This window comes from Hymenobacter miniatus, assembly GCF_016427455.1.
Classification (GTDB): domain Bacteria; phylum Bacteroidota; class Bacteroidia; order Cytophagales; family Hymenobacteraceae; genus Hymenobacter; species Hymenobacter armeniacus.
Genome location: NZ_JAELXR010000007.1, coordinates 106,545 through 130,498, shown reverse-complemented (window position 1 = coordinate 130,498; position 23,954 = coordinate 106,545). Strand labels below are relative to the sequence as shown.

19 protein-coding genes are annotated in these 23,954 nt (G+C 65.4%); 7 read left to right on the top strand and 12 right to left on the bottom strand.

The window, feature by feature from the left end; all coding sequences use genetic code 11:
- Positions 1 to 8: 8 nt before the first annotated feature.
- The 3 genes from JAO73_RS12740 to pseI form a co-directional block, all read right to left on the bottom strand.
- On the bottom strand, positions 9 to 2,000 hold the full coding sequence (locus JAO73_RS12740) for a LamG-like jellyroll fold domain-containing protein (RefSeq protein ID WP_198977402.1): 1,992 nt from the start codon (positions 1,998 to 2,000) through the stop codon (positions 9 to 11).
- 124 nt (positions 2,001 to 2,124) lie between these two features.
- Entirely contained in the window at positions 2,125 to 3,414 is a 1,290-nt protein-coding gene (locus JAO73_RS12735) for a glycosyltransferase family protein (protein WP_233169188.1), read from the bottom strand.
- On the bottom strand, positions 3,414 to 4,457 hold the full coding sequence (gene pseI / locus JAO73_RS12730; RefSeq protein ID WP_190922062.1) for a pseudaminic acid synthase: 1,044 nt from the start codon (positions 4,455 to 4,457) through the stop codon (positions 3,414 to 3,416). The genes JAO73_RS12735 and pseI overlap by 1 nt, the downstream gene beginning before the upstream one ends.
- 163 nt (positions 4,458 to 4,620) lie before the next feature.
- On the opposite strand from pseI, the gene JAO73_RS12725 reads away from it, so the two are divergent.
- The 6 genes from JAO73_RS12725 to JAO73_RS12700 all read left to right on the top strand — a co-directional run bounded on the left by JAO73_RS12725 (position 4,621) and on the right by JAO73_RS12700 (position 13,320).
- Complete coding sequence (locus tag JAO73_RS12725) at positions 4,621 to 5,295, top strand: response regulator transcription factor (protein ID WP_190922063.1); 675 nt, start codon at positions 4,621 to 4,623, stop codon at positions 5,293 to 5,295.
- A 33-nt stretch (positions 5,296 to 5,328) separates the two neighbouring features.
- On the top strand, positions 5,329 to 6,687 hold the full coding sequence (locus JAO73_RS12720; RefSeq protein WP_198977401.1) for a sensor histidine kinase: 1,359 nt from the start codon (positions 5,329 to 5,331) through the stop codon (positions 6,685 to 6,687).
- 175 nt (positions 6,688 to 6,862) lie between these two features.
- On the top strand, positions 6,863 to 7,132 hold the full coding sequence (locus JAO73_RS12715) for a hypothetical protein (protein WP_198977400.1): 270 nt from the start codon (positions 6,863 to 6,865) through the stop codon (positions 7,130 to 7,132).
- A 16-nt stretch (positions 7,133 to 7,148) separates the two neighbouring features.
- Positions 7,149 to 8,342, top strand: coding sequence for an efflux RND transporter periplasmic adaptor subunit (locus JAO73_RS12710; protein WP_198977399.1), 1,194 nt, complete (start codon positions 7,149 to 7,151; stop codon positions 8,340 to 8,342).
- Between the two features lie 180 nt (positions 8,343 to 8,522).
- Positions 8,523 to 11,690, top strand: coding sequence for an efflux RND transporter permease subunit (locus JAO73_RS12705; protein WP_198977398.1), 3,168 nt, complete (start codon positions 8,523 to 8,525; stop codon positions 11,688 to 11,690).
- Positions 11,691 to 11,886: 196 nt separating this feature from the next.
- Positions 11,887 to 13,320: an efflux transporter outer membrane subunit gene (locus tag JAO73_RS12700; protein ID WP_198977397.1), complete on the top strand. Its 1,434-nt coding sequence runs from the start codon at positions 11,887 to 11,889 to the stop codon at positions 13,318 to 13,320.
- 4 nt (positions 13,321 to 13,324) lie between these two features.
- On the opposite strand, the gene JAO73_RS12695 is transcribed toward JAO73_RS12700, so the two are convergent.
- The 9 genes from JAO73_RS12695 to pseC form a co-directional block, all read right to left on the bottom strand.
- Positions 13,325 to 13,999 carry an HAD family hydrolase gene (locus JAO73_RS12695; protein ID WP_198977396.1) on the bottom strand — a complete coding sequence of 225 codons (675 nt, stop codon included), beginning with the start codon at positions 13,997 to 13,999 and terminating at the stop codon, positions 13,325 to 13,327.
- Between the two features lie 5 nt (positions 14,000 to 14,004).
- Positions 14,005 to 15,948, bottom strand: coding sequence for an NAD-dependent epimerase/dehydratase family protein (locus JAO73_RS12690; RefSeq protein ID WP_198977395.1), 1,944 nt, complete (start codon positions 15,946 to 15,948; stop codon positions 14,005 to 14,007).
- On the bottom strand, positions 15,932 to 16,522 hold the full coding sequence (locus JAO73_RS12685) for a GNAT family N-acetyltransferase (protein WP_198977394.1): 591 nt from the start codon (positions 16,520 to 16,522) through the stop codon (positions 15,932 to 15,934). The genes JAO73_RS12690 and JAO73_RS12685 overlap by 17 nt, the downstream gene beginning before the upstream one ends.
- Positions 16,523 to 16,618: 96 nt before the next feature.
- On the bottom strand, positions 16,619 to 17,365 hold the full coding sequence (locus tag JAO73_RS12680) for a class I SAM-dependent methyltransferase (protein WP_190922072.1): 747 nt from the start codon (positions 17,363 to 17,365) through the stop codon (positions 16,619 to 16,621).
- A 95-nt stretch (positions 17,366 to 17,460) separates the two neighbouring features.
- Entirely contained in the window at positions 17,461 to 18,357 is an 897-nt protein-coding gene (locus JAO73_RS12675; protein WP_198977393.1) for a class I SAM-dependent methyltransferase, read from the bottom strand.
- A 14-nt stretch (positions 18,358 to 18,371) separates the two neighbouring features.
- On the bottom strand, positions 18,372 to 19,121 hold the full coding sequence (locus JAO73_RS12670; RefSeq protein ID WP_198977392.1) for a cytidylyltransferase domain-containing protein: 750 nt from the start codon (positions 19,119 to 19,121) through the stop codon (positions 18,372 to 18,374).
- A 6-nt stretch (positions 19,122 to 19,127) separates the two neighbouring features.
- Entirely contained in the window at positions 19,128 to 19,934 is an 807-nt protein-coding gene (locus tag JAO73_RS12665) for an SDR family NAD(P)-dependent oxidoreductase (RefSeq protein ID WP_198977391.1), read from the bottom strand.
- Entirely contained in the window at positions 19,916 to 20,830 is a 915-nt protein-coding gene (locus JAO73_RS12660; RefSeq protein ID WP_198977390.1) for an aldo/keto reductase, read from the bottom strand. The genes JAO73_RS12665 and JAO73_RS12660 overlap by 19 nt, the downstream gene beginning before the upstream one ends.
- Positions 20,820 to 22,004, bottom strand: coding sequence for a UDP-4-amino-4,6-dideoxy-N-acetyl-beta-L-altrosamine transaminase (pseC, locus tag JAO73_RS12655; RefSeq protein WP_198977389.1), 1,185 nt, complete (start codon positions 22,002 to 22,004; stop codon positions 20,820 to 20,822). Before pseC ends, JAO73_RS12660 begins: the two co-directional genes overlap by 11 nt.
- Positions 22,005 to 22,156: 152 nt before the next feature.
- Between pseC and JAO73_RS23380 the strand changes: the two genes are divergently transcribed.
- The gene (locus JAO73_RS23380; protein WP_198977388.1) at positions 22,157 to 23,953 is read left to right on the top strand and encodes a T9SS type B sorting domain-containing protein; all 1,797 of its coding nucleotides are present in this window, start codon (positions 22,157 to 22,159) and stop codon (positions 23,951 to 23,953) included.
- Position 23,954: the final 1 nt, after the last annotated feature.

Here is a 23,954-nt window from a genome sequence, read left to right as displayed (position 1 = left end):
TCACGCCCTTAGCGCAGCACTTCCACCCAGCCTTTGTAGACGTAGCCCGTGGCGGGCCGGCGCAACAGCACGAAATACAACCCCGGGGCTGCCTCGGCGCCCCAGTCGTTGCGGTAGTTCGCGGTTTGGAAAACGGCGCGGCCCCAGCGGTTGTACACGTCCAGCGCCCAGCCATCACCCTTCAGCCCCTTGATGGCGAAGAAGTCGTTTTTCTTATCTGCATCGGCCGTCACGACGTTGGGCACTTTCAGGCAGTTGTTCACGGCTACGGTGCGGCTGGCGCTCTGCTCGCCGCAGGCCGTGATGACGCGCAAGGTGTAGCGCCCCGACGTCTGCACAAGCAGCTGCCGATTGGCCGAACCGTCTGACCAAAGGTAGCGGTACGACGCGCCTACGGGCCCCTGAAGCAGCACTTGGTCGCCCTCGCATAGCGTCGTGTCGGCGCCGAGCGTGAAAGCCGCCGGAACCCCCGCCGAATTAAGCCGCACCGTGCGCCGAGCCACAACCGTACAGCCCGAGCCATAAGTTGCCGTCACGGTATAGGTGCCCGGTTGCGTGATGGAAGCCGTCGCCGTGGTCGCGCCGGTCGACCACAAATAGGCGGTGGCTCCGCTGGCCGCTGCCGTGAGGGAAGTGCCCGTTCCGGGACACACCGCGGAATCGCCGCTGATGGCCATGCTCGGCACTTGAAACGCGCGCACCGTGCGGCGCAACACCCGCGAACAGCCCGTAGCAAAGCTGACCGTGGCCGTATAAACGCCGGGTGCCAGGTTGGAAAGCGTGGGAGTAGTGGCTCCTGTGTTCCAGAGCACCGTGAAAGTGGCGGGCGAGGTTAGCGTTAGCTGCGTGCGGGCGCTGGCGCATATGGTTGAGTCCCCGGTGATGTCGGCAGAAGTAATGACTCCCGGGCTCAGAATGTATTCGTTCCTGTAAACCGCATTGGGAAACAAGAGCGAGGTGCTGGACGTCGGCGGTTGGGCCACCGCATTCCAGCCCAGGTCGTTGCTGGTACGGCTGTAAGCATTACGACAGTTTGGGCCGAGCTGAGGCCGTATGCGCAGGGCATAAGTGGTGGCAGTAGCCGGGGCCCCCACTGTGAAAACCCCAACATACGAAGGCGTAGCCACGCCCGGTGGCGCAATGGACGGCGCGCTGTTCACGGCATACACCTGAACGCCACGCGACTGGGCAGACACGCCGCTCACGATGGCCGAGTCGCCCGAGGCGGTGCCCAGCGCCACCCGACTGCCTGCCGGCCAGGCGCTGGCGTAAAGGTTGGAACTCTCGTCGCCCAGCGGCGCTCCCGATAAGTGCCAATTCGTCGCCGCAATATTGACCAGGTTGCCAGTAGTTGGCACTGAGCCGTTGTCGGGGGCCGTTGAGCCGGAGGCCTGGTCCAGGCGATAATACGCAGCCAGGCCCGTGGGCGCTGCGGCAAACTTGCGGCACATGTTGTCGCGGATTTCGGCCTGCGTGCGGGCGGTGCGCCACACTCGTACCTCATCGATGTCGCCGTTAAAAAACTGGCCGCTCTGCACATCGTAGCACCCTATAACCATGGGCGTTGTGGTGGTGAGGTCCGATTGGGAGGCCGGGTAAACGCCGGTGTTTTCCAAGATGCCGTCCACGTAAATCTGCCAGGTGCTGAAGTTGCATACCCCCGCCAAGTGGTGCCATTTTCCGTCGTCAATTCGAGCCGCTGACGGGCCGGAACTCATGTAGACGCCAATCCCGATGCGGCCATTGAAATAGGCATTGCCTCCCGATACCACGAGGTGGTAGCCTTTCTCTTCAAACACGGAGTTGAAGTATTTGCCCAATATCCACTGGTAAGCGTTGCTCGAAGTCTTTATCCAGGCCTCCACCGTGACCTGCTGCGTGATGCCCCGATTGCCCGGGCCGCAATTGATGTAGCTGTTAAAGCCGTTAAACGTCAAGGCGTTGCCAGGACCGGGCAAAGTTTGCGCGCGGGCGCTGAAGCCGATGACAACCAAGGTCATCAGTAAAAACAAGCTTAAGGCCTGTTGGCGTAGCCGTAAACCAGTTAGTAGTGCGGAGAAGTGTTTCATTAACAGGTAGAAATTAGCCAAGCTAAAGGTAAGCCCAGAGCAACAACGGGGAATTTTAGTGTAGCCAATCGGCCAATAGCGCCAACGCCAGCGCCTGGCTGCGTCCTTCGTTCGCGGTGCCTAGCGTGGCGTTGTAGTAAGCCGCCCGGCGGTAGTGGCCGGCCGGCTTCTGCGCCCGGTACCGCAACAACAGGTCCCGCAGCTCGGGCAGGTCGCGGGCCTCATCCACAAGGCCGTGGGCTGCGTAGCCGTAGTAGTCGTGGATAAGCGGGTTGGCGCTGAAGCGGTAGTAAATGCTGACCAGATTCAGCAGCGTGGCTTCCAGGTGCGTGGAAGTGTCGGCGGCTATCAGTGCGTCGTGGGTTTGGAGAAAGGCAAACACGTTTTCCTGCCGCGCATCCGACCACTGCAAGGCGGGCAGGGCGCGGCGCAGGGGCCCGAAGTCGCGCGGGTCGCTGGGGTGGGGGCGCAGCGTGAAAGAGAGGTCCGGAAACTCCTGTAGCAGAAAGCGCAGCGCCTCCGTCAGGGCCGGAATGGGGTCGTGCACGTTGCTGGCCACGCCCACGCGCCGCACCGCCGGCTCGGTGTTTTTCAGGCCCAGGAAGGCATCGGCCTTGGGCATGCCCACCAACTCTACCCGGCCGTGCACGGGGCCGCACTGCCGGTACTTGTCCAGCGCGTCCTGGCCTTCGAGCAGGTTCAGGTCGAAGCCCAGCGGCGGAAAGCTCGTGCTCACGCTGGCGTGCTGCACGTAGGCCGTGGGCACGCCCTCGGCGCGGCAGGCCAGCAGCAGGGAGCGGGTGTCGTCGTTGTGGTCGTTGGAAAACACCACGGCCCGCGGCCGGTAGTGGCGCAGGGCCCGCCGGTACACTTCGTAGTAACCGATGGCGTAAAAGATGAAGTCGAAAAAACGCCACGCTCGCCAGCCTTCCGTGCGCAGCAGCCCCAGTAATGCCACCGGAAATTGCCAGTAGTACAGCAGCTTGCGCCGGAGCGACAACCGGTTCACGGCCCCGTTGTAGCGGCCGATGTTCTTGGCCTGCCCGGCGAGCAGCACGGCGTCGGGCCGCGCTTGGCGGATGAAATTCAGGGCGTCGTAATTGTTGGCGCTCACCACGTAGAGCCACACTTTGCCGCGCAAGTCTTCCTGGTTTTTTATCGGCTTAAAGACGTTGCCCACCAGCCGTAGGCCCGCGTAGCCCAGCACCCGGGCCAGGCGCTTGAGGGGGTTGGCGGGCGAAATGCTGGCCATGGCCGCCGCTGGCAGCGTGGCAAACACGGCCGAGAAGCGCAGCTGCAAAATGTCGCGCAGCCGCGGCAGCAGGGGCAGCGTGGGACCCGGCATTACAGCGAGTCCCAGGTGAGCGGGGTGCCGGGCTGGAGGGCGTGCGTGGCCTTGCGGCCCAACACGGTTTCCCAGTGGCGGGGCCAGAGGCCGTCGCCGGGCCGAATGATTTTCAGGTTGTCGGTGGTGAAGGCCTCGCCCGCGGCAATGGGCTTGGCCACGTAGATGCTGCGCTTGTAGAGGCGGCTTTTCTCCTCCCCGGTCTGAATGCACAGCTGCACGGTGCCCAGCGCCTGGTGGGCGCGCTCGGTCTCAACGACCAAGGCTTTCAGCTCGTGCGGCTCCAGCGAAAACGCCGAGTCGACGCCGCCCTCGGCGCGGCTCAGGGTGAAGTGCTTTTCGATGACGCAGGCGCCCAGGGCCACGGCCGCCACGCTGGCGCCCACGCCCATGGTGTGGTCGCTCAGGCCAATGGGGCAGCCGAAGGTTTCGGCCAGCACCGGGATGGTGCGCAGGTTGGTGTTGGCGGGCGAGGCGGGGTAGGTGCTGGTGCATTTCAGCAGCACCAGCTCGCGGCAGCCCGCCTCGCGCAGCACCCGCACCGCGTCGTCGATTTCGGCCAGCGTGGCGGCGCCCGTGCTCACGATGACGGGCTTGCCGGTGGCGGCCACTTTGCGCAGCAGCGGCCAGTGGGCGTTTTCGAAGGAGGCAATTTTGTAGGCCGGCACGTCCAGCGTTTCCAGAAAGTCCACCGCCGTCTCGTCAAACGGCGAGCTGAAGGCCAGCATGCCGTGCTGCCGGGCGCGGGCAAACAGCTCGGCGTGCCATTCCCAGGGCGTGTGGGCTTCCTCGTAGAGCTTGTACAGGTTTTTGCCTTCCCACAGGCTCTGCCCTTCCTCGTCGATGGCGAAGCCGGTGTCCATGGTGATGGTGTCGGCGGTGTAGGTCTGCAGCTTGAGGGCGTCCACGCCGGCTTCGGCGGCGGCATCTACCAGGGCCAGGGCGCGCTCCAGGCTCTGGTTGTGGTTGCCCGACATTTCGGCGATGATGAAGGGCTTGTGGGCGGGGCCCACCGGCCGGCCACCAATTGATATTTCGGTCATTTCAGGACAAGTCAAATCGAACCGTAAAGGTAGCGGCGGAAGGGAGCAAGCGCGGCGCCTGGGAAGGGCAGGGCCAGAGGTCGGCCCGGGCCCCGGCGGGCCGCGTTGCGGACCGGTGCGTACTTTCGCCTCGCTTACGGGCGCCTGCACCGCCTCTCCGGGTATGAAAATTCTGCTGGTCGAAGATGAGCCCCAGGTGGCGTCCTTTATCAAAAAAGGGTTTGAGCACGAAGGCTACGAGCTGACCGTGGGCTACGACGGCAGCACGGGCTGGTCGTTGTACCAGCAGCAGCCCTACGACCTGGTCATTCTCGACGTGAACCTGCCGCACCTCAACGGCGTGGAGCTGTGCCGGCTCATCCGGGCGGGGCGGCACCGCGTGCCCGTGCTCATGCTCACTGCCCTCGACAGCCTGGCCGACAAGGAAGCCGGCTTTGAGGCCGGGGCCGACGACTACCTCGCCAAGCCCTTCGCGTTCAGGGAACTGCTGCTGCGCGCCCGCGCCCTCACCAAGCGCTACGCCGAAACCGGCGCCCCCCAATTGCTGCGCCTGGCCGACCTGGAGCTGAACCTGGACTCGAAAATCGTGACCCGCGCCGGGCGCCGCATCGACCTCACCACCCGCGAGTATTCGCTGCTCGAACACCTGCTGCTGAACCAGGGCCGCATCGTGTCGCGCGTCGACATTGCCGAGCGGGTGTGGGAAGTTGATTTTGACACCACGACCAACATCATCGACGTGTACATCGGCTACCTGCGCAAAAAGATTGACAAAGGCTTCGAGCCCAAGCTCATTCATACCGTGGTGGGCATGGGCTATGTGATGCGGGAGCAATAACCGGTTGAGCCCATGTTGATTCGGAACAGGCTGATGCTGCGCTTTACCCTGCTCGTGCTCGGCATTCAGCTCAGCTTTTCCACGTTCATCTACCTGTTTCACGCCAACGCCCGCACCCAGCGCTTTGCCCATCGCTTGGCCAACAGCGCCACGCTGGCGGGCCGCCTGCTGGTGCGCACCCACAAGCTAGAAAAGGGGATTATGGGGTCATTGCGCCGCGACGACCTGCTCATTCTCTCCCGCGAGCAAATCAGCATCTACGGCCCCGACAACACCCTGCGCTACAGCAGCGACGACCACATCGACCAAGCCACCAACCGCAAGCGCCTGCGCGGGCTGGGCCCCGGCCAGCAGCGCACCTACCCGGCCGAAGGCCACCGCGAAACCCTGGGCTTGTCGTTTGCGCACCCGCCGCATGGGTACTACCGCATTTTCGTGTCGGCCGAAGACCGGGTGGGGTGGACGCAGCACCGGCAACTGGGCTGGCTGCTGCTGCTCGGCAACCTGGGGGCGTTGGCGGTTACGGTGGTGGCCGGCTGGTTTTTTGCTGGCTCGGCCCTGCGGCCCATTGCCCGCATCAGTCGGCAGACCCGGCGCATCTCGGCGGCCAGCCTGGGGCGGCGCCTGTCGGAGGGCAACGGCCGCGACGAGCTGGCCCAGCTGAGCCGCGTCATTAATACCATGCTGGCCGGGCTCGAACAAGCCTTTGAGGTGCAGCGCAGCTTTCTCTCGCAGGCTTCGCACGAGTTGCGTACCCCGCTCACCACCCTAGCGGGCACGCTCGAAACCGCCCTGGAGTACGACCGCACCCTCCCCGACGCCCAGCAGAGCCTGGCCCAGGCCCTGAGCGCCGCCCGCCACCTCAGCGCCCTCACCAACGGCCTGCTCAACCTGGCCCGGGCCGACGGCGCCCTGCCGGCCTTCGCCCCCGTGCGACTCGACGAGTGCCTCAACCAAGCCCTGGACTTTGCCCGCGCCAAGTACCCCGGCCGGGAATGGCGGCTGTCCATCGGTGATTTTCCGGCCGAGGCCGAAGGCGACCTGTTCACGCTGCTGGGCAACGCCGAACTGCTGACCACCGCCGTGCTGAACCTACTCGACAACGCCGGCAAATATTCCTCGGGGCCGGTGCGCACGGAGCTGGCCTACAGCGACGCGCACACCCTGCGCGTGCGCGTGCAGGACGCGGGGCCCGGCCTTTCGCCCGAGGAGCTGCAGAAAATTTACGAGCCCCTGTACCGCGCCACGGGCGCCCTGGGCCGCCCCGGCTACGGCCTGGGCCTGCCCCTGACGCAGCGCGTGGTGCAGCGCCACGGCGGCCGTCTCGACATCGCCTCGGCGCCGGGGCAGGGCACCACGGCCACCATGTGGCTGCCGGCCCTGCCGCTGTAGCGGAGCCGTGGTGACGGATGCGGGTCCCGGAGTTGCCCGCACAAAGCAGGGGAGGGCAGGGCTACGAGGCGCATGAGCGGGGCTCTCATGTTTTCTCATACGCTTCTCATCTCATTCTAATGCGAGGTCGGGTCCTTTGTGGCACGTTTCACCTGGCTTCGGCTGCCCGACCCTGATGACCCGCTCAGACGCCCGCTCCCTCAATTTCCTGACGCTGCTGCTCGGCGGCGTGCTCGCCCTGTCGCTGGGGCTGAACGCGCTGCTGATGGCGGGCTGGATTGAGGCCTGGCCCGACGACGTCAGCGCCGAGCTGGCCGCCACTACCGCCGACCTGCACCAAACGCAGCGCCTGCTGGCCAGCTGCCAGCAGCACCAGCAGCAGCAAGACAGTCTGCTCACCCTCACCCGCCACCTCGCCCCCGGCCCGTCCCTGGTCACCCAGTAGCCGCCATTCTTTCACCATGACTCCAAACCCCTTGCTTAAGTTGGCGCGCCGCGTCCCCATTGCCCCCCAAAGCCGGCTGCGCACCTGCCTGCTGGGCGGCGCCCTATTCACGGCCCTGGCCGCCGGCCTGAGCAGTTGCTCGGCCGACGGAAAGACCGCCGAGCAGTCCGCCGCGCCGGAAGTGCTGCCCGTGGTAGCCCTCAAAACCACCGAGCAGGAGCTATTTCGGGACTACGTGGCCGATGTGCAGGCCGTGCGCAACGTGGAAGTGCGGGCCCAGGTAGCGGGCTTTCTGGAGGAGATTTTTGTGGATGAGGGGCGGCCGGTGAAGAAGGGCCAGCCCCTGTTCCGCCTCAACGCCAGCGCCCACCAGAACCGGCTGAGCCAAGCCCAGGCGGCGCTGGCCGGCGCGCAAGCCCAGGCCAGCGCCGCGCGGCTAGAGCGCGAGCGGGTGCGCCTGCTGGTGCAGGAAAACATCATTGCCAAAACTGAATTAGCCCTGACCACTAGCAAGGTGAAGGACGCCGAAGCCCGCGTGGCCGAGGCCCGGGCCGGCGAGGCCGCCGCCCGCCTGAGCCTGGGCTACACGCTGGTGCGGGCACCGTTCGATGGCATCATCGACCGGATTCCGCTCAAGCGCGGCAGCGTGGTGGAAGAAGGCACGCTACTCACCACCGTATCGGATTTGCACGAGGTGTACGCCTACTTCAACGTGGGCGAGGGCGAGTACTTGCAATACGTGAAGGCCCGGGAGCGCCACCCCGACCGCCACTCCGATTCGGTGCGGCTCACGCTGGCCGACGGCTCGGCCTACCCGCTGGCGGGCCGCATCGAAACCACCGAGAGCGAGTTCAACCCCAACACGGGCTCACTGGCGTTCCGGGCGCGGTTTGCCAACCCGCAGCGCATGCTCAAGCACGGCGCTTCGGGCCGCGTGCGTCTGACCACTACCCTGCCAGCGGCCCTGCTGCTGCCGCAGAAGTCGGTGTTCGAGATTCAGGACAAAAACTACGTGTACGTGGTGGATGGGCAGGGCGTGGTGCACATGCGCAACTTCCACCCCCAGGCGCGCACCGGCGATTTCTACGTGGTGAAGGATGGGCTGAAGCCCGGTGAGCGGGTGGTGTACGAGGGCGCAGCCAGTCTGAAAGACGGGCAGCGCATCAGCCCGCGCCCGGTGACGCTGGATTCGCTGCTGGCGGCGCGGTAGGGCTGTATAATCCCATTCGCAAACCCGTCATGCTGAGCGAAGCCGAAGCATCTCTACCGCTTCGGCTGGCTCCCCTCTCCTTTGGGAGAGGGGCCGGGGGTGAGGCGCCACGTTCGAGCGAGATGCTTCGACTTCGCTCAGCATGACGTGCTGTTTTCATGTGTTTTAATAAAGACATTCATGTTCAATATCTTCATTCGCCGGCCGATACTCTCGCTGGTTATTTCGGTGTTTCTGGTGCTGCTGGGGGCCCTGGCGCTGTTCACGCTGCCCATCACGCAGTTTCCGGACATTGTGCCGCCCTCGGTGACGGTGACGGCCAAGTACACCGGCGCCAACGCCGAGGTGTGCGCCAAGGCCGTGGCCACGCCGCTGGAACGCGCCATCAACGGCGTGCCGGGCATGACCTACATGAACTCGGTGAGCTCCAACAACGGCGTGACGCTCATCACCGTGTTTTTCAAGGTGGGCACCGACCCGGACCTGGCCGCCGTGGGCGTGCAGAACCGGGTGACGACTATCTTGGACGAATTGCCGGAGGAAGTCATCAAGGCCGGGGTGACCACGGAAAAGGAGGTGAACTCCATGCTGCTTTACCTCAACGTGACGAGCGACGACAAGGCCGTGGGCGAGAAATTCATCTACAACTTCGCCGACATCAACGTGTTGCAGGAGCTCAAGCGCATTGACGGCGTGGGCTTTGCCGAAATCATGGGCTCGCGCGAGTACTCGATGCGGGTATGGCTGAAGCCCGACCGGATGGCGGCCTACGACGTGGGCACCGATGAGGTAGTGGCGGCCATTCGGGCCCAGAACGTGGAGGCCGCGCCGGGCAAATCGGGCGAAAGCTCGGGGGCTGAGAAGGCGCAGGCCATGCAGTACGTGCTGCGCTACACGGGCAAGTTTTTCGAGCCCGAGGAGTACCGCAACATCGTGGTGCGGGCCAATGCCGACGGCTCGGTGCTGCGCCTGCGCGAGGTGGCCGACGTGGAATTTGGCTCCCTGACCTACAGCATGGCCTCCAAAACCGACGGCCGGCCCTCGGCGGCCATCATGCTCAAGCAGCGGCCCGGCTCCAATGCTTCAGACGTTATTGCCAACGTGAAAAAGCGCATGGCCGAGCTGCAGGAAACGAGCTTCCCGCCCGGCATGAAGTATAGCATTGCCTACGACGTGTCGCGCTTCCTCGACGCCTCTATTCACGAGGTGCTGCGCACGCTGGTGGAGGCCTTTTTGCTGGTATTCGTGATTGTGTATCTGTTTCTGCAGGACTGGCGCTCGACGCTGATTCCGGCGCTGGCGGTGCCGGTGGCGCTGGTGGGCACGCTGGCATTCATGCAGATGCTGGGCTTCTCAATTAACCTACTCACGCTGTTTGCGCTGGTGCTGGCCATTGGCATTGTGGTCGATAACGCCATTGTGGTGGTGGAAGCCGTGCACGCCAAGATGCAGGAGAAGCACCTGCCGGCCCGCGCCGCCACCTTCGAGGCCATGGGCGAAATCAGCTCCTCGCTCATTGCCATCACGCTGGTGATGTCGGCCGTGTTCATCCCGGTTTCCTTCATGGATGGGCCGGTGGGCGTGTTCTACCGGCAGTTCTCGCTCACGCTGGCCATTGCCATCGTCATCTCGGGCGTGAATGCCGTGACGCTGACGCCGGCCCTGTGCGCGCTTATGCTCAAGCACACGCCGCTGGCGGAGGGTGAGCAACCCAAGGGCTTGATGGGCAGGTTTTTTGCCGGTTTCAACAAGCGTTATGACGCATTGGCGGGGCGCTACCAGGGCCTGCTACGGGCCGTGGCCGGGCGGCGCCTGGTGACGCTGCTGGTGCTGGCAGGCTTCTGCGCGGCTACCTGGGGCGTGAATAAAATTCTGCCTTCGGGCTTTATCCCAACCGAGGACCAGGGCATGGTGTACGTGAACGTGACCACGCCCGCCGGCGCCACCGTGGAGCGCACCGAGGCCGTGCTCGACGAGGTGCAGCGCATTGCCAGCCGCCTGGGCCCGGTAGAATCGGTTTCGACGCTGGCGGGCTATAGCCTGGTGAACGAGGTGGCTGGTTCCAGCTACGGCATGGGCATGATTAATCTCAAGGCCTGGGACAAGCGCGAGCAGTCGGTGGCGCAGTTCATTGCTGAATTGGAAGAAAAAACCAGGAACATTGCTGACGCCGACATTCAGTTTCTGCCGCCGCCCACGGTGCCGGGCTTCGGCAACAGTAGCGGCTTCGAGCTGCGGCTGCTGGACAAGTCGGGCACCGGCGACTTGCAGAAAACGGCCGCCGTGTCGCAAACCTTCCTGACTGCCTTGCGCAAGGACCCGGCCATCGGCGGGGCCTTCACCTCCTTCGACCCCAACTTCCCGCAGTACCTCATCCACGTCGACCAGGACATGGCCGCCAAGAAGGGCGTGACCGTGGACGCGGCCATGAGCACCCTGCAAACGCTGATGGGCAGCTACTACGCCTCGAATTTCATCCGCTTCGGGCAGATGTACAAGGTGATGGTGCAGGCCGGCCCCGAGTACCGCACGCGCCCCGACGACCTGCTGGCTTTGCACGTGAAAAACAACCGCGGCGAGATGGTGCCCTTCTCCACCTTCATCAAGCTGGAGCGCGTGTTCGGGCCCGACCAGCTCACGCGCTACAACATGTACACCTCGGCCATGCTCAACGGCGACTCAGCCCCCGGCTTCTCGTCGGGCGACGCCATCACGGCCATCGAAAAAGTGGCCGCCAGGGAGCTGCCGCGCGGCTACGCCTACGAGTGGAGCGGCATGACGCGCGAGCAAATCCTGAGCGGCGACCAGGCCCTGTACGTGTTCGGCGTGGTACTCATTTTCGTGTACCTGCTGCTGGCCGCCCAGTACGAAAGCCTATTGCTGCCGCTGCCCGTGCTGCTGAGCCTGCCCACCGGCATCTTCGGCGCCTTCCTCAGCCTCAAACTGTTGGGGTTGGAAAATAACATCTACGCCCAGGTGGCGCTGGTGATGCTGGTGGGTTTGCTGGGCAAAAACGCCATCCTCATCATCGAATTTGCCGAGCAGCGGCGCCGGGCCGGGGCCAGCGTGCTGGCCGCGGCCGTGGAAGGCGCCGGCTCGCGCCTTCGCCCCATCCTGATGACCTCTTTCGCCTTCATCGCCGGCCTGATTCCGCTAGTGGTGGCCAGTGGCGCTGGTGCCCTCGGCAACCGCTCCATCGGCACGGCGGCGGCGGGCGGCATGCTCATCGGCACGCTGTTCGGCATGGTGCTCATTCCGGGGCTGTACGTGCTGTTTGCTTCGTTTGAGAAGGTGAAGAACCTAGAGGAGAACGAGGTAGAGGAAGTGCGGGAGTTGGTGGCGCATTGACGCCTCACCCCCGGCCCCTCTCCTCAGGGAGAGGGGAGCCTGACGATTTGTAGCGTGGACTCTGTGAGTCCGCGCATTAATTGACAAAACCGCCTACTCGCGGACCACAAAGTCCGCGCTACACCCCGCGCCGCCGTGGCTCCCCCTCTCCGCGGGAGAGGGGGACGGGGGTGAGGTGACCCATCAGAACATTCCCATGCGCCTACTTCCTGCCCTTCTCTCCGTACTCCTCCTCGCCGCCAGCTGCCGCGTGGCCGCCCCCGCCGACCCCACCGGCGCCCCGGCCGTACCCACCGCCTTTACCCAGCCCACGGCCGACACCACCAGCGCCGGCCGCCAGCCCTGGCGCCAGTTCTTTCAGGACCCGGCTCTGACGGCCCTCATCGACATGGCCCTGCGCCAGAACCTGGACTTGCAAGTGGCGTTGCAGCGCGTCGAAACCGCCCGCGCCAACTACCTGGCCCGGCGCGGCGCCCTGCTGCCCACCGTAGCCGCCGCCGCCTCGGCCGGGGCCGACCGGTATGGGCGCTACACCTTGAACGGCGTGGGCAACTTCGACACCAACCTCTCGCCCAACATCGACGGGCAGCAGCGCATCCCGGGCCCGCTGACGCCGGATTTTTTCGTGGGCTTGCGTAGTTCCTGGGAAATTGACATCTGGGGCAAGCTGAAGCAGCGCCGCCAGGCCGCCTACCTGCGCGTGCTGGCCTCGGAACAGGGCCGCCACCTCGTCACGACCAACGTGGTGGCCGAGGTGGCCCGCCTCTACTACGAGCTACTGACGGCCGATAACCAGCTAGCCGTGCTCGACCGCAACATTGCCCTGCAGCGCGAGGCCCTGAAGCTGATGCGCATCCAGAAGCAGGCCGGTCGTGCTAATGAGCTGGCCGTGCAGCAGTTTGCCGCCCAGGTGGCCCGCACCGAAAGCCTCCTGCACGAAGCCCGCCAGCGCGTGACCGAAGCCGAAACCGGCCTCAACCAGCTGCTGGGGCGCTACCAGCAGCCCATCACGCGGGGCCAGCCGCTGCCCGGGCAGGTGCTGCCCGAACGTCTGAGTGCCGGCGTGCCGGCCTCCGCCCTGCTGCGCCGCCCCGACGTGCGCCAGGCCGAGCTGGAGCTGCAGGCCACCCGCGCCGACGTGGCCGCCGCCCGCGCCGCCTTCCTGCCCTCGCTCACCCTCACGCCCTACGTGGGCTTCAACTCCTACCGCACCGGCACGCTCTTCGACCCCACCTCGCTGGCCTACGGGGCGCTGGCCGGCCTCACCGGCCCGCTGCTCAACCGGGCCCAATTCAAGGCCGATTTCCGACTGGCCACGGCCGGCAGTTACGAGGCCTACTACCGCTACCAGCAGAGCCTGCAAACCGGCTTCCGCGAAGTGGTAAACGGCCTGCAGGGGCTGGAAAACTACCGCGCCGCCTCGGCCGCCCGCCAGGAGGAAGTGGAGCTGCTCACCAAGGCCGTGACGACCTCCAACAAGCTATTTGTGGCCGGCTACGCTACTTACCTGGAAGTAATTACCGCTCAGCGCAGCGTGTTGGAAGCTGAGTTGAGCTTGGCCGAGTCGCGCCAGCGGCAGCTGCTGCAAAGCGTGAGCCTGTACCGGGCGCTGGGGGGCGGCTGGCAGTAAGCGGCTAGCCCACTAACTCGGCCACGAATTCCGCGGTCAGTTCGTCCAGGGTGTGAATGCGTCGATGGGCCTCGTGGGCCGCATCGGCTTCGAGGTGGGCGTAGTTGCCCCGCAGGATGCGCACCGTACGGAAACCCAGCGGCTTGATGCCCACGAAATCCTTACGCGGGTTGTCGCCTACGTAAATCACCTGGCCGGGCGGTACGCCTTCGCGCCGGCAAATCAGCTCAAACACGTGCGGGGAGGGCTTGGCCCGGTGGCGGCCGTAGCGGTTGGTGAGGTAGGCGTGGCGCACGTGCCGGGCTACTGCCAAGGCGGCCACTTTGCGGGCCTGCACCTCCTTGTGCCCGTCGGTGACGAGGTAGAGCGGCCATGCCGCAAACCGGGCCAGGCAGCGCTCAGCATCGGGGTAGAGCGCGAGCTGGGGACGGTGCTGGCGGTAGTGGCGCAGGCAGGCCGCCACCAGGGTTTTGGTCCAGCGCCCGTGCCGGCGCAGCACGTTGTCGAACACCTGGCCGCGGCCCTGTTCGGCTTCTTCGGCAATCATGCCCGCGGCCAGGGTTTCGGCCGGCTGGTGCAGCAGCGGGCTCAGAAACTCCGCCACGGCCCGGAAGCCGCTGTGCACGTAGCTCAGCTCGGGGTAGAGGGTGTCGTCGAGGTCGAAAACGAGGACGGGCATGGCGGCTATTCGGGCGTGGGGGCCGGCATCACCACATCGGCGGCGGCGCGAACCTGGCGCAGCGGCTCAGCCGCCGGACGGAAGGGGTACTGGCTCAAATCAGCCCCGGCCGCTTCCTGCAAAAACCAGAAAAACGAGTCGACGCCCGCCGCAATGCCCAGCGTTGAGGCGCCCCCAAACCGGCAATTGCACTCGATGAGGTGCAGGCCGCCATCGTCGGTGAGCAGGGCTTGCAGCACCAGCGGCCCGTAGAGGTCGAGTTTCTCCACCAGGGGCGTGAGGCGGGCTACCAAAGCGGGGTCGGGGAGCGTGGTGCTCACCTGCGATTCGCCGTGCACGATGATGTCGCGGGTGCGCGGCACCAGGCCGTGCACGCGGCCGGCGCGGTCCACGTAGGCGTCCACGCTGATTTCGCGTCCCTGAATAAAAGGTTGAAACACCGGCTCCTGCAGCGCCTGGGCGTGGGTCAGGGCCGTGGCTTCGGGCAGGTTCAGGCCCAGGCTGAGCGAGCCGGCACCGTGGCGCTCTTTCACCACAAAGCCGGTGCTGCCCGGGGCGGCCGGCAGCGCATCCAGGCCCAGCGCGGTGGGGATGACCGGCAGGCCGTGTTCCTGCCCAAATACGGCAAACTCAATCTTGTCCAGGCAGTGGCTCACGGCCTCGGGCGGGCTCACCAGCACCGCGATGCCGGCCACGGCCAGCGCGGCGCGGTGCCGGCTCCAAAACGCCAGCTCGCCGTCGCGCGTGGGAATGACGTGCCCGATGCCGCGGGCCTGGCACTGGGCAATGATGTCGGCCAGGTTCTGGTCGGCGGTGGCGGGCATTTGCCAAAAGTCGTCGGTGAAATGCTGGGCCAGGCAGGCGGGGTTCATGTCGCCGCCGATGACCTTCATCTCCGGGTGCAGGCGCTGGGCGGCGGCTTTCACGGCCCGCACCAGCGGCACCTTGGCCGCCACGCTGCTGATGAGCACGTGGCCGGGCGCCTTGGCGGCGGCCGGGCCTTCCAGGCGCGCGCGCTCGAAGGCAATGATTTCGGGAATGGCCTGCTCCAGTGTCGTGGACGGCAGCCAGTCTATCTGGCTGCGCCACAAGGTCATGTCGGCCTGCGAGGCCTCGAAGGGAATATCCGAGGCTACGTAGGTGGCGCGCAGGTCGGGGAAGTTCTGCTTCAGCACGTCCACAACGTCGGCCACGCGCCTAGCCCGGCCGGTACCGAGGTTGATGATGCCCGCCACGGTTTCGGCCGCCGCCAGGCGCAGCAGGCCCTCGGCAGTGTCGGCGGCGTAGAGGTAGTCGAAAAACGACTCGGCGCCATACACCGTGATTTCCTCGCCGGCCAGCAGCATGCGCACCCAGCGCGAGGTGATGTCGCGGCCGTTGCGCCCGTAGCCGCGGTAGATGCGCGGAATGGCCGTGCTGAACTGCGCGCCCCGGTAGGTTTGCAAAAAGCGCAGCTCAATTTCGTGGGCCAGCTTGGCCATGCCCGTCAGGTTGCGCGGCAGGATGGGGTCGGTTTCGCGCAGGCTGCGGGGCTGGGCCGGCACGTCGGCGAAGTTGTAGAGCGCCGGGTCGTAGATAAGGTAGCTGCTGGCAAACACCACGCGGCGCAGCGTGGGCAGGTCTTTCTGCACCGTCATGAGGTGGTGGCTCAGGCGCACGTTGTGCTGGAAATTCTCTTCCCAGAAGCCGTAGGTTTCGGTGGAGCGCTCAAACGTGGCGGCCAGGTGGATGAACACCTCGGGCGCAAACACGCCAATTTCCTGCTCGGTGAGGAAGTTGAGGTCGCCCTGCCGGTACTGAAAGCGGGCCGGAAAGTCGGCGGGCCGGGGTTTGAGGTCGCCCACCAGCACGTCGATGTTGGCGGGCAGCGCGGCCAGCAGGCGCACCATTTCCTGGCCGATGACGCCGGCGCCGCCACTGATGAAAATTCGTTTAAAAGGCAGAACCAAAGGCTGTGGCATAGTCGGCGGCCAGCTGGCCGTGCATCAGTGAGTCGGCAAAAGTACCCGGCGCAAGCTGCACGTGCTGCCGCAAACGCCCTTCGAGCCGGAAGCCCGCTTCTTCGAGAATGGCCACGTGCGCCGGGCGGATGTCGTAGGTCTCGGTAAACAAGCGGTTGAATTTTAAGCCTTCAAACGCCACCCGCCCCAGCAGCCGCAGGTGGGCCAGAAAATCCTGCCGGTACGTGGCCGCATCGGCCGCCCGGACGGGGTCGACCAAAAACGACACCTCCGCCCGCAAATCCGGCCAGGAAATGTGCACTAGGCCGCCGTAGGCAATCAATTGGCCGGCGTGCAACAGCGAAAACAGCAGCTGCCCAGGCCGCTCCTGCTCAAACAGCGGCAGCACCACGCGCTGAAAATAGGCTTCCTGCTGCTCGGCCGTGAGGGGCGCGGCCTGGCGCAGCACCGGCAGCTGGGCGTTGCGCCAAGCGCGGATGGACTCCCGGTCCTCGTAGCGAATGGGAATGAGCTGGTAGTCGTTCCAGCGGTAGTCGGCGGCAGGGAGGGGGCGGTAGGTCATGGTTAGTTGTCAGTTGCTCGTTGTTAGTTGTCGGGTCACAAATCAACCAGCTGACATGGCTCTGACAACTGACAACGAGCAACTGACAACTAAACCCTACACCACCAGATACGAAATCAGCGGGTTGAGCGGGCTGCGGCGCAGCGCGTAGTTGGCCACGCCGAACACCTCGTCAAACGCCAGCGTCTCGCCGGGAAATTCGGGGCAGTTCAGCTCGTCGAAGGCCACGATGGCGCCCTTGGTGAGGCGCGGCCGGATGGCTTCGAGGCAGGCCTTGGTGGGGGCGTAGATGTCGAAGTCGAAATAGGCGAAGGCGATGACGGTTTCGGGGTGGTCGCGCAGGTAGCGGGGCACGGTTTCGGAAGCGTCGCCGGCCACCAGCTCAAACTTGCGCTTGTGCGGAATGGGGCTGTCGGCCTCGTGCAGGGCCAGAATCTGGGTGAGGTAGTCCTGGTACTCGGGCGTCACGCCGTAGTCGCCTTCCTTCACCAGCTTGCCGTCCTTCTCGTCTACCGACGGAAAGCCGCCGAAGGTGTCGAACCCAATGATTTTGCGGTTGTAGTTGAACGGCTCGTAGATGCCGCGCAGCGCGTGCATCAGGGCCAGGTTCTGGCCCCAGCGCACGCCAAACTCCATGGCCACGCCGTGCACCGGAATGATTTGCTGGTAGAGCTCGGTGAAAAACAGCAGGCGCGAGAACGTCTGCCGGTTCAGGTACAGGCCCAGGTTGTTGAGCAGCTCGGTGTTGGGAATGGGCGACTCGCGCAGGCTTTGGGCGAAATTCTCGCGGCGTGTTTGCTCGGCTACGGGCGCGCCGCTGAGGACGCTGATGGGGGAGGACATGGGGAGTAGTTGTCAGTTGTTCGTTGTCAGTTGCTAGGGTTCGTTCGTCAACTCAAATCAAAAAGACCTGACAACTGACAACGAACAACTGACAACTAAACCGGCTGCAAAAATGCCACGATATTTCGGCCCAGCCCCACGCCGGCCATGGCTTCGTAGTAGGCCGCCACGGCCGGCAGCGGCGCCGTGCGCAGCAGCAGGTTGTCTTGTTCGAGCCGGGCGCGGTGGGCGCCCGGGCCGGCGGCGCGGTTCATCACGTAGTTCGTGGCGGGGTTGAGCAAGTTGAGGTCAATGGGCTGGTCGGCAAGGGTTTTAGCCACGCGCCAGCCCGTGGCCTGAGCCACGTTGCGCAGGCCGGTCTGGTTAAAGTAGGCCAGGTGGTCGGGCAGCACCACCCAGAAAGGCCGGTCGATGTAGCCCTGCTCCAACAGGTAGTTTTGCAGGGCCGAAAAATCGTTGGGTACCTCCACCACCAGCGTGCCGCCGGGCGCCACCAGCGCCCGGCATTGCTGCAGCAGCGCGGCCGGGTCGGGCACGTGCTCCAGCACATTGTCGAGCCATAGCACGTCGAACGTGCGGCCGTCGGCAATCAGCTGGGCCATCTGTTCCACAATATCACCGGTGCGCAGGTACGCCCGCAGCTCGGGCTGAAACCGCTCCACGCTGAAGCTGCTGTAGTCCAGCCCCAGCACGTCCCAGCCCTGCCGGTGGAAGTGGGCCAGCGCCCAGCCCTCGCCGCAGCCGATGTCCAGAAAAGACTTGGGCGCGGCATCCGCCGTTTCGGGCCGCAGCTGCTCCAGCACCCAGCGCCGCAGCCGCAGCTTGCCCTCGATGTGCTCCAGCTCCTCGGGCGGGTAGCTGGGCTGGTAGGTGGTCAGGCCTTCCTGGTAGTAGCGCCGGGCGTAGTAGTCGCTCAGCTCCGCCGGGCTGGGCTTGTCGATGACTTCGTAGAAACCGTATTCGTTGAGGCGCAGGGTGTTGGGTAGATTCATGGGAAAGCCGGGCGTTAGGGCTGAACCTGGGTGTTTTGGTCGTTGATGCGCGCCAGCCAGGGGAACCGTGCCAGCAGCGCGGGCAGGCCCATGGGCTCGGTGAGCGAGAAATCGGCCGGCAACTGCGAGTACAGCAGGTGCAAAAAGGCGTAGTCGCTGGGGTAATCCACGGTCAGACGTAGGCCGGCCACGGCCGCCGGCACCGCGCAGGGCAATTCCTCCAAGCGAAAAAGCTCGGGGTGGCGGCGCAGGTAAGGCGTCACGTGCTCGCGCTCTTCGGGGCGGGTGGCTTCGGCCGCGGCGCGGCGCAGGGCCGCGGCCGCAATGACTTCCACGTTGGTGCCCAGCGGCAGGCCGGTGGTCAGGGTGTAGTCGGCGCTGGTGGCGAGGTGGTGGGCCACAGCCGCCCGCACAAACGTTGGGTCAATGGCCGGGTTGTCGGCCGTAATGCGCACCACGGCCTCGGCTTCACGGCCGTCCAGCGCCCCCACGAACCGGCCGAGTACGTCGCTCTCATCGCCCCGAAATACCTCGGCTTGTAGTGCTCGTGCGGCGGCGGCCAGCGCATTGTCGGCCGCCAGGGTGGAAGTGGCAACTACTATCGGCTGGCCGGGCGCCACTAGCTTAGCCCGGGCCACCACATGGGCCAGGATGCTGGTGTCGCCATCCAGCGGCAGGGGCAGCAGCACTTTGCCCGGCAGCCGCGTGGAACTCATGCGGGCCTGAATGATGACGACGACGCGGGCAGAATGGGTCGGGGACATGGGGCGTTAGCGAATGGTCCAGCCGCCGTCGACTATTAGGTTGTGGCCCGTGACGAAATCGGACGCCGGGGCACTGAGATACACGAAAGCCCCCGCCAAGTCTTCGGGCCGGCCGATGCGGCCCAGCGGGTTGCGCCGTTCCAGCTCGGCCACAAAACCAGCCTGCTCCTGCACCCGCGCGCTCGGAAACGCCCCCGGCGACACGCAGTTCACCTGAATGTTTTCGGGGCCCAGATACGAAGCAAAATACTTGGTGAGCTGAATAACAGCAGCTTTGGCCGCGCCGTAGTGAGGCGGGTTCAGAAACTGCGGGTGCGCGTCGTAGGCGGCAAAGTCGGGCGCCACCATGCCGTACATGGAGGCCACGTTGATGATTTTGCCGCCGCCGTTTTCGCGCAGGTAGGGCATCACCTCGCGCAGGCAGCGGTAGGCGCTGCCCGCCGAGCCGTCGAGGCCAAGCGCAAACTGCTCGTCGGTCAGGGCATCGGGCTGCTGCCCGGCGCTGTACACGGCGTTGTTGATGAGCACGTGCGGCGCGCCGTGGTGTTCGCGTATAGCACGGAACGCGGCCTGTACCGAGGGCGTGGACGCCACGTCGCAGGCTTGAAAGTGCACGCGGCCGCCGGGAATTTCGGCGGCGAATTGCTCCGCAAAGCTGTTCTCATGGCGGGCCAGCACCACCACGCGGGCCCCATGCGCCAGCAGGCCCAGCACCATGGCCCGGCCCAGGTGGCCGTAGCCACCCGTCACGAGAACAAGTCGGTCTGTTAGGTCAAACAGCTTGGAATAATCGGCTAGGAGCGGGGCGGCCATGCGTAGGGCAAGATAAATTCGTCGGTGGTTTCGGCCAGTGCCAGCAGTTCGGGGCGCAGCTGCTCGGCGGGTAGCAAAAATGCGCCGGCCGCTACATTTTCCTGCAAATTAGCCGCCGAATCCACGCCCACCACCAAGCGCGCCACTCCCGGCGCGAAAGCTGCAAACTGCAGCAGCAAGGCCGGAAGCGGCACGTTTGCATCCTGGGCCAAGCGGCGCAGCCGGGTCAGCTTGGGGGCCAGCGGCGCAAAGAAGGGAGGCAGGGCAGCCGGGTCGCGCAACAGCAAGCCTTGCAAAAAAGCCGACCGCACGTGCACCTCCACGCCGCGCCGCGCCAGCGCTGGCAGCAGGGGGCCAAAGCGCTGGTCCAGCACGTTGAAAGGCACCTGCACCAAGTCGGCATCGAGCCCGGTTTCCAGCACCCACGCCGCCTCCTGCGGATGGTAAAGCGACAAACCGATGCGCTGCACTAGTCCCGCGTGTCGGGCTTCCTGCAACGCCTCCCAACCCGCTGGCTGCTCCCGAAAAGCATTGAAGCTGTGAAACATGACCCCATAGACGGCAGGCTGCCGCAGCCGCGCCAGTGACTCCTGCAGCTGATGCTGTACCTGGGCGGCCGAACCGGCGGCCAGCTTGGTCACAACTTGAAACGGCGTGGTCGCCGGGCTATGCTCGCCCAGCCAATGGCCCAGCCGGACTTCGCTGTCGCCGTAGGCCGCCGCGGTGTCGAGCAGCGTGATGCCCGCGGCTTGGGCGGTGCGCAATACGGCGTGCACGGCCGCGTCGGAGGGCCGGCCGGCGGTGTTGTTGATGCCGTAGTCGAGCCCAAACTGGACCGTGCCCAGCGCGAGCCGGCTCAGAAAATCAGCGGAAGTCGGGGGGCTGCTAACCGACATTATCAGCAGCCACAAACTCGGTGATGCACGCCACCACGTAGGCTTGTTCCTCGTCGGTGAGCGTGGGGAAAAGCGGGATGCTGAGGCAGTGGGCGTAATATTCTTCCACCAGCGGGAAGTCGCCGGTGTGCCAGCCCAGGCCTTCGTAGTAGGGCATGCGGTGCACCGGGATGTAGTGCACCTGCGCAAAAATCTGCCGCGTTTTCAGGAAGTCGTACAGCCCCTTCCGGTCGGCTACCTCGATGACGTAGAGGTGGTAGGCGTGTCCGGGGCGGCCGGGCGCCAGCACCGTCACGCCGGGCACTTGGGCAAAGGCGGCGTCGTACTGCGCGGCCAGTTGGCGGCGGCGGGCCAGGCCTTCGTCGGCGCGGGCGAGCTGGCTCAGGCCCAAGGCGCAGTTGAAATCGGGCAGGCGGTAGTTGTAGCCCAACTCCTGCATTTCCATATACCAGCCGCCGTCGGGCTCGCGCCGCAGGTCGGCCGGGTCGCGGGTGATGCCGTGGGTGCGCAGGCGCAGCAGGTGGTGGAACAGCTGCTCGGAATTGGTGGTAATCATGCCGCCCTCGCCGGTGGCAATGTGCTTCACGGGGTGAAAGCTGAAGATGGCCAGGTCGGCAAACTCGCCATTGCCGCAGCGCTGCTCCCGGCCCTGCGAATCGATGAAAAAGCCGCCCGGCGCGTGGCAGGAGTCCTCAATTATCCAGAGCCCAAACTCGTCGGCCAGCTGGCGGGCCTCCTCCAGGTTCACCGCCAGGCCGGCGAAATCCACCGGAATCAAGCCCGTGAAATAGCCTTTGGGATGCGCTTCCAGTAAGGCGCGCACCTTGGCTAAGTCAATCAGCCCGGTTTCCGGGTCGATGTCGGCAAAGTGCACCTTGCCGCCGCAGTAGCGCACGCAGTTGGCCGAAGCCGCGAAGGTGAGCGGCGTGGTGATGACGCGCTGGCCGGGCTGCACGTTCAGGGCCAGCGCGCAGAGGTGCAGGGCGGCCGTGCCGTTGGCCACGGCCACGGCGTACGTTGCGCCCACGTAGGCGGCAAACTGCTTCTCAAACTCGGCCACGGTGGGGCCCTGGGTGAGGTAGTCGGCGTGCAGGGCGGCCGTTACCGCGGCCACGTCGGCCTCGGTGATGTGCTGGCGGCCGTAAGGCAGGGGGCGGAAATCAGGGGCAGGCATAATGGGGCAAAGATAGTCGCGCCCGGGATGTGGTGCCGTCGCAGAAAATGCCTTTATTTAGGCCGATGATGCGGTGGATTCGACAATGGCGGCAGTGGGGTTGGGGGTGCCGACGGGGCCTCCTGTTACTGGCATGCCTGAACAGCCGCTTGGTGCAGGCCCAGCATGAGTTCGACGCGTGGCGGTTTGGCGAATACGCGGCGCTGCAATTTGACGCGGCTTCCCGGCAGCCCGTGGTGGTGGCGGGCAGCGCGCTTTCCAGCTTCGAAACGTGTGCTTCAGCTGCCGACGCGGCCGGCCGCCTGCGGTGCTACACCGACGGCACCACGGTGTGGGACCGGCTCAACCAGCCCATGCCCCACGGGCAGTTGAGCGGCTCGCACACATCGGCCTCCCAGGGCGCCCTGCTCGTGCCCGACCCCGGCTCCCCGAGCCGGCTCTACCTGTTCACGGTGGATGACGTGGAGCATTCCTTGGCGGGCGGCCTGCGTTTTTCCATAGTCGATATGAACCTGCACGGGGGCTTGGGTGACGTGCAAGTGCCCAATTCTCATGCCCTGCCCCTGCCCGGCCCGGCTTACCTGCTCACGGAAGCCCTCACGGCAGTCCGACACGCCAACGGTACCGATTTTTGGATAATTGTACACGGCTTCGGCACGGCCGATTTCCTGGTTTACCGCTTGCAGGCTTCGGGCATTGCTGCCGCGCCGCGCCGCATCACGGTGGGCAGTGTCCATGGCACGGGCAATGTTTCCACCTTCCCGATGCCAACGGTTTCGTTGCGGGCGTCTCCGGATGGCACCTTGCTGGCGGCCGGCGTGCCCGGCCAGGGCGTGGAACTGTTCCGTTTCGACGCGGCAACCGGCACCGTGGCCAGTGCCCGGCAGTTCCCGCTAACGTTGGTGCTGCCCAGCGGGCTGGAATTTTCCGACGACAACTCCCAACTTTATGTCGTCGACAACACCCAGCGACATCTGTACCAGTGGGACTTGGCCACCAACGCCACCACCCGGCTAGCCACGGATGTTATCGGGGGCATGCAGCGGGGGCCCGACGGCCGTATTTACCTCACCATAGCTCCTCGGGCCACCGCCCTGGGGATTATTGCCAGCCCCAACCGGAGCGGCGCTGCCTGTGGGTACCAGCCGGCGGCCGTGCCCCTGGGGACCGGAGCTAGCCGACTCGGGCTGCCAAACTTTCCCAATGCATGGGCGCGTCCTGGTCTGAACCTGACCGGGCCAGCCGCCAGTTGCAACGGCCAGTGGGCCACTTTTCAGGCCAGCAGCGCCTTGGCCGGGGCCACTTTCGCTTGGGATTTTGGCGACCCGGCGAGTGGGGCGGCCAACGCGGCCCAAGGCCCGCAAGCTCAGCACCGCTACACGCGGCCGGGTATCTACACGGTGCAAGTCACGGCTACCACGGGGGCCGGCAGCGTCAGCGTCAGGCAAACGGTGGAAGTGGAGGCCGAAGTCAGCCTCGTTTTTCTGCCCCTTGACACGGTTGCCTGCACCGGGGGCCAGGTGCTGGTGCGGCTAACCGGATACGTGCCCGGGTCGTCCTTTGCCTGGAGTGACGGCGGGGACGCATTCCCCGAGCACCCGGTGGAGCGCTCGGGCTCTTACACGGTGCGGGCAACCAGCCCGGGGGGCTGTGTGGCCGAGGCCACTCTGTCGGTACCGGAAAGCACTTGTCTGGCCAAAACCGGGTCTTTGCCTACCATTATCACGCCTAACGGTGACGCCGCCAACCAGCGCTTCGTGCTACGCGGCCTGTACGCGCGGGCCTGGGACCTGCACATTTTCAACCGTTGGGGCCGCGAAATCTACAATCAGCAGCAATACGACAACGCTTGGGCGGCTCAGGGCCAGCCCGACGGCGTGTATTACTACTACCTACTCAACCGCACCACTGGCCAGCGCATCAAAGGGTGGTTGGAAGTGCGCCGCTAAT

What these genes read in the sequence shown, in the direction of transcription:
- JAO73_RS12685 (WP_198977394.1), bottom strand. Translation starts at nt 16,522, where the DNA reads ATGACCTACCGCCCCCTCCCTGCCGCCGACTACCGCTGGAACGACTAC.
- pseC (WP_198977389.1), bottom strand. Translation starts at nt 22,004, where the DNA reads ATGCCTGCCCCTGATTTCCGCCCCCTGCCTTACGGCCGCCAGCACATC.
- JAO73_RS12725 (WP_190922063.1), top strand. Translation starts at nt 4,621, where the DNA reads ATGAAAATTCTGCTGGTCGAAGATGAGCCCCAGGTGGCGTCCTTTATC.
- JAO73_RS12665 (WP_198977391.1), bottom strand. Translation starts at nt 19,934, where the DNA reads ATGGCCGCCCCGCTCCTAGCCGATTATTCCAAGCTGTTTGACCTAACA.
- JAO73_RS12740 (WP_198977402.1), bottom strand. Translation starts at nt 2,000, where the DNA reads ATGACCTTGGTTGTCATCGGCTTCAGCGCCCGCGCGCAAACTTTGCCC.
- JAO73_RS12680 (WP_190922072.1), bottom strand. Translation starts at nt 17,365, where the DNA reads ATGTCCTCCCCCATCAGCGTCCTCAGCGGCGCGCCCGTAGCCGAGCAA.
- JAO73_RS12700 (WP_198977397.1), top strand. Translation starts at nt 11,887, where the DNA reads ATGCGCCTACTTCCTGCCCTTCTCTCCGTACTCCTCCTCGCCGCCAGC.
- JAO73_RS12660 (WP_198977390.1), bottom strand. Translation starts at nt 20,830, where the DNA reads ATGTCGGTTAGCAGCCCCCCGACTTCCGCTGATTTTCTGAGCCGGCTC.
- JAO73_RS12710 (WP_198977399.1), top strand. Translation starts at nt 7,149, where the DNA reads ATGACTCCAAACCCCTTGCTTAAGTTGGCGCGCCGCGTCCCCATTGCC.
- JAO73_RS12670 (WP_198977392.1), bottom strand. Translation starts at nt 19,121, where the DNA reads ATGTCCCCGACCCATTCTGCCCGCGTCGTCGTCATCATTCAGGCCCGC.
- JAO73_RS12735 (WP_233169188.1), bottom strand. Translation starts at nt 3,414, where the DNA reads ATGCCGGGTCCCACGCTGCCCCTGCTGCCGCGGCTGCGCGACATTTTG.
- JAO73_RS12715 (WP_198977400.1), top strand. Translation starts at nt 6,863, where the DNA reads ATGACCCGCTCAGACGCCCGCTCCCTCAATTTCCTGACGCTGCTGCTC.
- JAO73_RS12695 (WP_198977396.1), bottom strand. Translation starts at nt 13,999, where the DNA reads ATGCCCGTCCTCGTTTTCGACCTCGACGACACCCTCTACCCCGAGCTG.
- JAO73_RS12705 (WP_198977398.1), top strand. Translation starts at nt 8,523, where the DNA reads ATGTTCAATATCTTCATTCGCCGGCCGATACTCTCGCTGGTTATTTCG.
- JAO73_RS12675 (WP_198977393.1), bottom strand. Translation starts at nt 18,357, where the DNA reads ATGAATCTACCCAACACCCTGCGCCTCAACGAATACGGTTTCTACGAA.
- JAO73_RS12720 (WP_198977401.1), top strand. Translation starts at nt 5,329, where the DNA reads ATGCTGCGCTTTACCCTGCTCGTGCTCGGCATTCAGCTCAGCTTTTCC.
- pseI (WP_190922062.1), bottom strand. Translation starts at nt 4,457, where the DNA reads ATGACCGAAATATCAATTGGTGGCCGGCCGGTGGGCCCCGCCCACAAG.